The sequence below is a fragment of the Blastococcus sp. CT_GayMR20 genome, assembly GCF_004570345.1.
Genome location: NZ_SPQM01000179.1, coordinates 1 through 8040, shown reverse-complemented (window position 1 = coordinate 8040; position 8040 = coordinate 1). Strand labels below are relative to the sequence as shown.

The 8040-nt window shown below is 71.8% G+C and carries 7 protein-coding genes; 4 read left to right on the top strand and 3 right to left on the bottom strand.

Annotated features, from left to right (window positions below; genetic code table 11):
• A partial coding sequence (locus E4P40_RS28350; RefSeq protein ID WP_209305499.1) for a hypothetical protein occupies positions 1 to 956 on the top strand: 956 nt, incomplete at its 5' end.
• On the opposite strand, the gene E4P40_RS24485 is transcribed toward E4P40_RS28350, so the two are convergent.
• A complete protein-coding gene (locus tag E4P40_RS24485; RefSeq protein WP_135160963.1) occupies positions 953 to 1783 on the bottom strand; it encodes an alpha/beta hydrolase in 831 nt (276 codons plus the stop codon). The two genes, E4P40_RS28350 and E4P40_RS24485, sit on opposite strands and share 4 nt — an antisense overlap.
• A 39-nt stretch (positions 1784 to 1822) precedes the next feature.
• Positions 1823 to 3358, bottom strand: coding sequence for an amino acid permease (locus E4P40_RS24480; protein WP_135160964.1), 1536 nt, complete (start codon positions 3356 to 3358; stop codon positions 1823 to 1825).
• 514 nt (positions 3359 to 3872) lie between these two features.
• Between E4P40_RS24480 and E4P40_RS24475 the strand changes: the two genes are divergently transcribed.
• The 3 genes from E4P40_RS24475 to E4P40_RS24460 all read left to right on the top strand — a co-directional run bounded on the left by E4P40_RS24475 (position 3873) and on the right by E4P40_RS24460 (position 7088).
• Positions 3873 to 4148 (top strand): hypothetical protein, encoded by a 276-nt coding sequence (locus E4P40_RS24475; RefSeq protein ID WP_209305500.1) that lies wholly within the window; start codon positions 3873 to 3875, stop codon positions 4146 to 4148.
• A gap of 534 nt (positions 4149 to 4682) precedes the next feature.
• Positions 4683 to 6218, top strand: a complete 1536-nt coding sequence (locus E4P40_RS24465; protein WP_135160964.1) for an amino acid permease — start codon at positions 4683 to 4685, stop codon at positions 6216 to 6218.
• Positions 6219 to 6257: 39 nt separating this feature from the next.
• Positions 6258 to 7088, top strand: a complete 831-nt coding sequence (locus E4P40_RS24460; protein ID WP_135160963.1) for an alpha/beta hydrolase — start codon at positions 6258 to 6260, stop codon at positions 7086 to 7088.
• Here E4P40_RS24460 and E4P40_RS28345 read toward each other — a convergent pair.
• The coding region (locus E4P40_RS28345) for a hypothetical protein (RefSeq protein ID WP_209305499.1) at positions 7085 to 8040 on the bottom strand (956 nt) is incomplete at its 5' end. The two genes, E4P40_RS24460 and E4P40_RS28345, sit on opposite strands and share 4 nt — an antisense overlap.

The window sequence follows — 8040 nt, the reverse complement described above, 5'->3', positions numbered from 1 at the left end:
CGGCCCTCGACCGCTTCAACGCCGAACGGTCCAACGTCCGGGCCGCGGTGCAGCGGTCCGTCGACGCCGGCGAACGGGACGTGGCCGCTCGGCTGATCCGCAACACCCTGGGTTTCATGGCCCGCCGCAGCGGCGAGCGGGAGGTGATGGCGTGGATCGAGGCGACCCTCCCGGGCACCACGGCGGCCGTCCGCGGCCGCCTCCTCGTCCTCCACGCCCTCCTCTCGGGCGTGCTCGACGACCTGACGGCGGTCCGCCCGTCCCTCGACGAGGGTCTGCGGCTCCTCCCGGACGACGCCGATCACGCCTACGACCACGCGCTGGCGTCGATGGCAGGCGTCTACTCCGCCATCGCCACGGCTGACACGCAGACGTGGGGCCGGGGCATCGAGGAGACGACCGCGCGGTTCGCCGCCCTGGGCCACGATCTCGGGCGGACGTTCATGGAGATGTTCTCGGGCGAGCTCGCGTTCGTGCTCGGGGACCTGGAGGCGGCGGAGCGGCGCTACGGCGCGGCCCTGGACCTGGCCCGTCGCCTGGGCGACCAGCCGTTGACGGGCCAGGCCCTGAGCATGCAGGGCCTCGTCCTCCTGACCAGGGGTGAGACCGGCCGCGGGACACGGCTGGTCGTCGACGGCGCGGCGGTGAACCGGCGCGACGGCCAGCCGACGTCGATCGCGTTCTCCCTCGAGGGCCTGGCGGCCGTCGCGCTGGCCGACGGCCGTCCGTCGGTGACGGCCGGGGCCCTGGCCGTCGCCGCAGCCATGCGGCACCACCTGGCGCTGCCGCGCACTCCCGCCCTCGCCGGCCTCATGGACGACCTGGCCGCCCGCGCGCGGGAACGCCTGGGGCCGGACGCCTACGACGCCGCCTGGTCCGAGGCGGAGGGCCGGCCCTACCTCCAGGCCCTGGACCGCGCCCTCCGCGACCTCGCCGGGGCCGGCACCGGAGGCTAGGAACCGGTCGGCGCCCGACGGCTCAGCACGTCGCCGATGAAGGCGGTCACGTCGGCGAGGACGTCGTCCTTGTTGAGCTCGTTGAAGATCTCGTGCCGGGCTTCGGGGTAGATCTTCTCGACGAACTCCTCGCCCCGGAGGTGCTCGATGCCGCCGCGGCTGCCATCGATCGGCACCAGCGCGTCGGCCTCGCCGTGGGCCCACATCAGGGGCAGCGGACCGAGCGACGGTCCGGCCATCACCGCGTCGAGCCCCCGCAGGATCGACTCGAGGGTGGTCCGCTTGAACGACCCGTGCCAGATGAGCGGGTCGCTCTCGTAGGCCTTCCCGACCTCCGGGTCCCGCGACAGCACGGCGACGTCGATCGGCAGCTCGGGGATCTCCGGCAGCTCGAGCAGCTGGCGGGCCGCGTCGTACGTGCCCACCAACGGCCCGGACAGGACGACGGCCGCCAGCGAGTCGGCGTAGCGCTGCGCGTACCGCGCGGCGATCAGACCGCCCATCGAGTGCCCGATCAGAACGACGGGCAGGCCGGGGTGTTCCTCGCGGGCCCGGCCGTCGACCTGGTGGAGGTCGTCGACGATCCGCTCGAAGTCGGTGACCAGGACTCGTTCGCCCTCGCTCTTCCCGTGCCCCACGTGGTCGACGGCGTAGACGACGGCACCGTGGGCGACGAGCGCGTCCGCCACGTGCTCGTAGCGGCCGCAGTGCTCGCCGTAGCCGTGTGCCAGCAGGACGACGTGCGACGGGCTGCCGCCGCCCTCCCAGGTCCGGGCGACCAGCCGGCCACCGTGGCCCTCGAGCGTCCACTCGCGTGAGTCGGTCATCAGCTGCCTCCGGGGTCCGGTCGTGCTCCCCGGATGTCATCACACCGTGCGCGAGCGCGCCTCCGGGCCGATGTCCTCGACGTCGATCGCGCCGTACCCCTCCTCCTGGGGGTCGCCGTGCAGCCCGCCGCTCATCGCGTACTCCTCCTCCGGGGACAGCACCAGCCGGTGCCGGCCGAAGGCGGCGAAGCCGACCAGCGCGACGACGTAGATCACGGCGATGGCGACGATGGCCTCCCGGTAGGCCTCGTTGAGCATGACGCCGACGAAGATCAGCGCGGCGACGGCACCGGCGAAGACGGCGCCGGGAATCCCGAACGGGCTGCGGTAGGGCCGGCGGGCGTTGGGGAACTTCCGCCGCAGCATCACGAACGACACCATCTGCAGGAGGTAGGCCAGGACGGCGCCCCAGACGGCGATGTTGAGGACGATCGCGCCGGCCGTCTCCCCACCTGTGTCGACCAGGATCAGGGCGATGATGCCGATGACCGCGCCGACCACGAGGGCGATCCACGGCGTCTTGCGCCCGCCGGTCAGCGACAGCACCTTCGGGTAGTAGCCCGCGCGGCTGAGCGAGAAGATGTTGCGCCCGTAGGCGTACATGATCCCCTGCAGCGAGGCGAACAGGCCGATCAGCGCGAACAGCGACAGGATCGCGGCGACGTCGCTGTTGGGCAGGATCGCCCGGAAGCCGTCGAGCAGCGGCTCACCGGCCTCCCCGATCGCCGACGCACCGACGACGGCCGGGTTGAGCACCAGCACCAGCGCACCGCTGACGATCAGCGTGAGCAGCCCCCACATGCCCGCGCGAGGGATGTCGCGGGCGGGCATGTGGGACTCCTCGGCAGCCAGCGGCAGTTCCTCGATGCCGAGGTAGAGCCACATCGCGAACGGCATCGCGAGCACAACCTGCCACCAGCCGAACGGCAGGAAGTCGCTGTTGCCGGCGTCCGGCTCGATGTCGAAGAGCTTGCCGAAGTCCAGCGCCCCGGAGAACAGCGCCATGACGGCGAACAGCGCGATGACCGCCAGCGAGAGCGTGGCGACCACGACGGCGAAGCGGAAGGAGACCTCCGCGCCGGCGATGTTCAGCAGCAGGAAGACCGCGTAGAGGATCACCCACCACACCCACGCGGGCATGGACAGCCCGAACAACTCGTCGGTGATGCTGTCGGCGTACGAGGCGGAGAAGTAGACGATCACCGCCGTCGTCGCGACGTACTCGATGGTCTCGGCCAGCCCGGTGACGAAGCCACCCCAGGGCCCCATCGCCGACCGTGCGAACGAGTAGGCGCCACCGGTGTGCGGCATCGCCGCCGACATCTCACCGATGCTGCCGATCATCGTGACGTACATCAGGGTGACGATCACCGTGGCGATGAGGAAGCCGCCCCAGCCGGCGCCACCGATGCCGAAGTTCCAGCCGGAGAAGTCACCGGAGATGACCGCGGCGACGCCCAGCCCCCACAGCCCCCAGAACCCGGCGGTGCGGGTCAGCCCCCGCTTGTCGAAGTAGCCCTCCGCCGCAGAGGTGTAGGTGACGCCGGAGGCGCCTCGGGACTGGGGTGCGGACATGGCGCGCCTCCTGGGGGCCGGACGACGGACCACCGGACGCGAGGCCGTCGGCGTGCTCAGTGCGGCGGTCAGGGTGATGGGTGGCGACACCGCAGGTCAAGAGGTCGAGCGCGCCGGTCCCCCAGTTGATGCAGGACTGCTCCCGGTCGGGACCGCGGCCCCGGCCGGTCGCCCCGCGCGCTCCCGCGGGAGCGTCGCGGCCCCCTGGCAGCGGCTGCCGTCGGTGGCGGTCGCGTCATGCGTCACGGAGGTGGCAGGCTTTGATCGTGATTCGGCCGGGGCTCAGTACCTGCACGTGCAGGCCCGGCCAGCGGGATGATCACCGTCCGGGTATCTGCAACACCGCTGGTCACGGTGATGGCGGTCCGGGCGCCCCTGTGTCGGTGAACGAAGGGGGCGTGGTGGTCAACCGGCCCTCGGTCTGGCCTGACCGATGACGTTGCCGCGCCGTGCTGGTCGGTACGCCGACGACCGACTCACAGGAGGCTGACCCATGCGGAAACTGACCTTTGCCATGAACCTGAGTCTGGACGGCTACATCGCCGCGCCCGGCGACGACCTGGCCTGGAGCGTGCCGAGCGACGAGCTGTTCCAGTGGTGGTCCGACCGGGTGGGGGCGACCGGCCTGGCGCTGTACGGGCGCAGACTGTGGGAGACGATGAGCTCCCACTGGCCGACCGCCGACCAGCAGCCCGGCGCCACACCGGCGCAGATCGAGTTCGCCCACCGCTGGAACAGCTCGTCGCTCGGCACGCTCCAGGCCAGGTCGTCGCCGGGCGCGGCGATGTAGCCGTCCAGACTCAGGTTCATGGCAAAGGTCAGTTTCCGCATGGGTCAGCCTCCTGTGAGTCGGTCGTCGGCGTACCGACCAGCACGGCGCGGCAACGTCATCGGTCAGGCCAGACCGAGGGCCGGTTGACCACCACGCCCCCTTCGTTCACCGACACAGGGGCGCCCGGACCGCCATCACCGTGACCAGCGGTGTTGCAGATACCCGGACGGTGATCATCCCGCTGGCCGGGCCTGCACGTGCAGGTACTGAGCCCCGGCCGAATCACGATCAAAGCCTGCCACCTCCGTGACGCATGACGCGACCGCCACCGACGGCAGCCGCTGCCAGGGGGCCGCGACGCTCCCGCGGGAGCGCGCGGGGCGACCGGCCGGGGCCGCGGTCCCGACCGGGAGCAGTCCTGCATCAACTGGGGGACCGGCGCGCTCGACCTCTTGACCTGCGGTGTCGCCACCCATCACCCTGACCGCCGCACTGAGCACGCCGACGGCCTCGCGTCCGGTGGTCCGTCGTCCGGCCCCCAGGAGGCGCGCCATGTCCGCACCCCAGTCCCGAGGCGCCTCCGGCGTCACCTACACCTCTGCGGCGGAGGGCTACTTCGACAAGCGGGGGCTGACCCGCACCGCCGGGTTCTGGGGGCTGTGGGGGCTGGGCGTCGCCGCGGTCATCTCCGGTGACTTCTCCGGCTGGAACTTCGGCATCGGTGGCGCCGGCTGGGGCGGCTTCCTCATCGCCACGGTGATCGTCACCCTGATGTACGTCACGATGATCGGCAGCATCGGTGAGATGTCGGCGGCGATGCCGCACACCGGTGGCGCCTACTCGTTCGCACGGTCGGCGATGGGGCCCTGGGGTGGCTTCGTCACCGGGCTGGCCGAGACCATCGAGTACGTCGCGACGACGGCGGTGATCGTCTACTTCTCCGCCTCGTACGCCGACAGCATCACCGACGAGTTGTTCGGGCTGTCCATGCCCGCGTGGGTGTGGTGGGTGATCCTCTACGCGGTCTTCCTGCTGCTGAACATCGCCGGCGCGGAGGTCTCCTTCCGCTTCGCCGTCGTGGTCGCCACGCTCTCGCTGGCGGTCATCGCGCTGTTCGCCGTCATGGCGCTGTTCTCCGGGGCGCTGGACTTCGGCAAGCTCTTCGACATCGAGCCGGACGCCGGCAACAGCGACTTCCTGCCGTTCGGCTGGTGGCAGGTTGTGCTCGCGATGCCGTTCGCGATGTGGCTCTACCTCGGCATCGAGGAACTGCCGCTGGCTGCCGAGGAGTCCCACATGCCCGCCCGCGACATCCCTCGCGCGGGCATGTGGGGGCTGCTCACGCTGATCGTCAGCGGTGCGCTGGTGCTGGTGCTCAACCCGGCCGTCGTCGGTGCGTCGGCGATCGGGGAGGCCGGTGAGCCGCTGCTCGACGGCTTCCGGGCGATCCTGCCCAACAGCGACGTCGCCGCGATCCTGTCGCTGTTCGCGCTGATCGGCCTGTTCGCCTCGCTGCAGGGGATCATGTACGCCTACGGGCGCAACATCTTCTCGCTCAGCCGCGCGGGCTACTACCCGAAGGTGCTGTCGCTGACCGGCGGGCGCAAGACGCCGTGGATCGCCCTCGTGGTCGGCGCGGTCATCGGCATCATCGCCCTGATCCTGGTCGACACAGGTGGGGAGACGGCCGGCGCGATCGTCCTCAACATCGCCGTCTGGGGCGCCGTCCTGGCCTACCTCCTGCAGATGGTGTCGTTCGTGATGCTGCGGCGGAAGTTCCCCAACGCCCGCCGGCCCTACCGCAGCCCGTTCGGGATTCCCGGCGCCGTCTTCGCCGGTGCCGTCGCCGCGCTGATCTTCGTCGGCGTCATGCTCAACGAGGCCTACCGGGAGGCCATCGTCGCCATCGCCGTGATCTACGTCGTCGCGCTGGTCGGCTTCGCCGCCTTCGGCCGGCACCGGCTGGTGCTGTCCCCGGAGGAGGAGTACGCGATGAGCGGCGGGCTGCACGGCGACCCCCAGGAGGAGGGGTACGGCGCGATCGACGTCGAGGACATCGGCCCGGAGGCGCGCTCGCGCACGGTGTGATGACATCCGGGGAGCACGACCGGACCCCGGAGGCAGCTGATGACCGACTCACGCGAGTGGACGCTCGAGGGCCACGGTGGCCGGCTGGTCGCCCGGACCTGGGAGGGCGGCGGCAGCCCGTCGCACGTCGTCCTGCTGGCACACGGCTACGGCGAGCACTGCGGCCGCTACGAGCACGTGGCGGACGCGCTCGTCGCCCACGGTGCCGTCGTCTACGCCGTCGACCACGTGGGGCACGGGAAGAGCGAGGGCGAACGAGTCCTGGTCACCGACTTCGAGCGGATCGTCGACGACCTCCACCAGGTCGACGGCCGGGCCCGCGAGGAACACCCCGGCCTGCCCGTCGTTCTGATCGGGCACTCGATGGGCGGTCTGATCGCCGCGCGGTACGCGCAGCGCTACGCCGACTCGCTGGCGGCCGTCGTCCTGTCCGGGCCGTTGGTGGGCACGTACGACGCGGCCCGCCAGCTGCTCGAGCTGCCGGAGATCCCCGAGCTGCCGATCGACGTCGCCGTGCTGTCGCGGGACCCGGAGGTCGGGAAGGCCTACGAGAGCGACCCGCTCATCTGGCACGGGTCGTTCAAGCGGACCACCCTCGAGTCGATCCTGCGGGGGCTCGACGCGGTGATGGCCGGACCGTCGCTCGGTCCGCTGCCCCTGATGTGGGCCCACGGCGAGGCCGACGCGCTGGTGCCGATCGATGGCAGCCGCGGCGGCATCGAGCACCTCCGGGGCGAGGAGTTCGTCGAGAAGATCTACCCCGAAGCCCGGCACGAGATCTTCAACGAGCTCAACAAGGACGACGTCCTCGCCGACGTGACCGCCTTCATCGGCGACGTGCTGAGCCGTCGGGCGCCGACCGGTTCCTAGCCTCCGGTGCCGGCCCCGGCGAGGTCGCGGAGGGCGCGGTCCAGGGCCTGGAGGTAGGGCCGGCCCTCCGCCTCGGACCAGGCGGCGTCGTAGGCGTCCGGCCCCAGGCGTTCCCGCGCGCGGGCGGCCAGGTCGTCCATGAGGCCGGCGAGGGCGGGAGTGCGCGGCAGCGCCAGGTGGTGCCGCATGGCTGCGGCGACGGCCAGGGCCCCGGCCGTCACCGACGGACGGCCGTCGGCCAGCGCGACGGCCGCCAGGCCCTCGAGGGAGAACGCGATCGACGTCGGCTGGCCGTCGCGCCGGTTCACCGCCGCGCCGTCGACGACCAGCCGTGTCCCGCGGCCGGTCTCACCCCTGGTCAGGAGGACGAGGCCCTGCATGCTCAGGGCCTGGCCCGTCAACGGCTGGTCGCCCAGGCGACGGGCCAGGTCCAGGGCCGCGCCGTAGCGCCGCTCCGCCGCCTCCAGGTCCCCGAGCACGAACGCGAGCTCGCCCGAGAACATCTCCATGAACGTCCGCCCGAGATCGTGGCCCAGGGCGGCGAACCGCGCGGTCGTCTCCTCGATGCCCCGGCCCCACGTCTGCGTGTCAGCCGTGGCGATGGCGGAGTAGACGCCTGCCATCGACGCCAGCGCGTGGTCGTAGGCGTGATCGGCGTCGTCCGGGAGGAGCCGCAGACCCTCGTCGAGGGACGGGCGGACCGCCGTCAGGTCGTCGAGCACGCCCGAGAGGAGGGCGTGGAGGACGAGGAGGCGGCCGCGGACGGCCGCCGTGGTGCCCGGGAGGGTCGCCTCGATCCACGCCATCACCTCCCGCTCGCCGCTGCGGCGGGCCATGAAACCCAGGGTGTTGCGGATCAGCCGAGCGGCCACGTCCCGTTCGCCGGCGTCGACGGACCGCTGCACCGCGGCCCGGACGTTGGACCGTTCGGCGTTGAAGCGGTCGAGGGCCG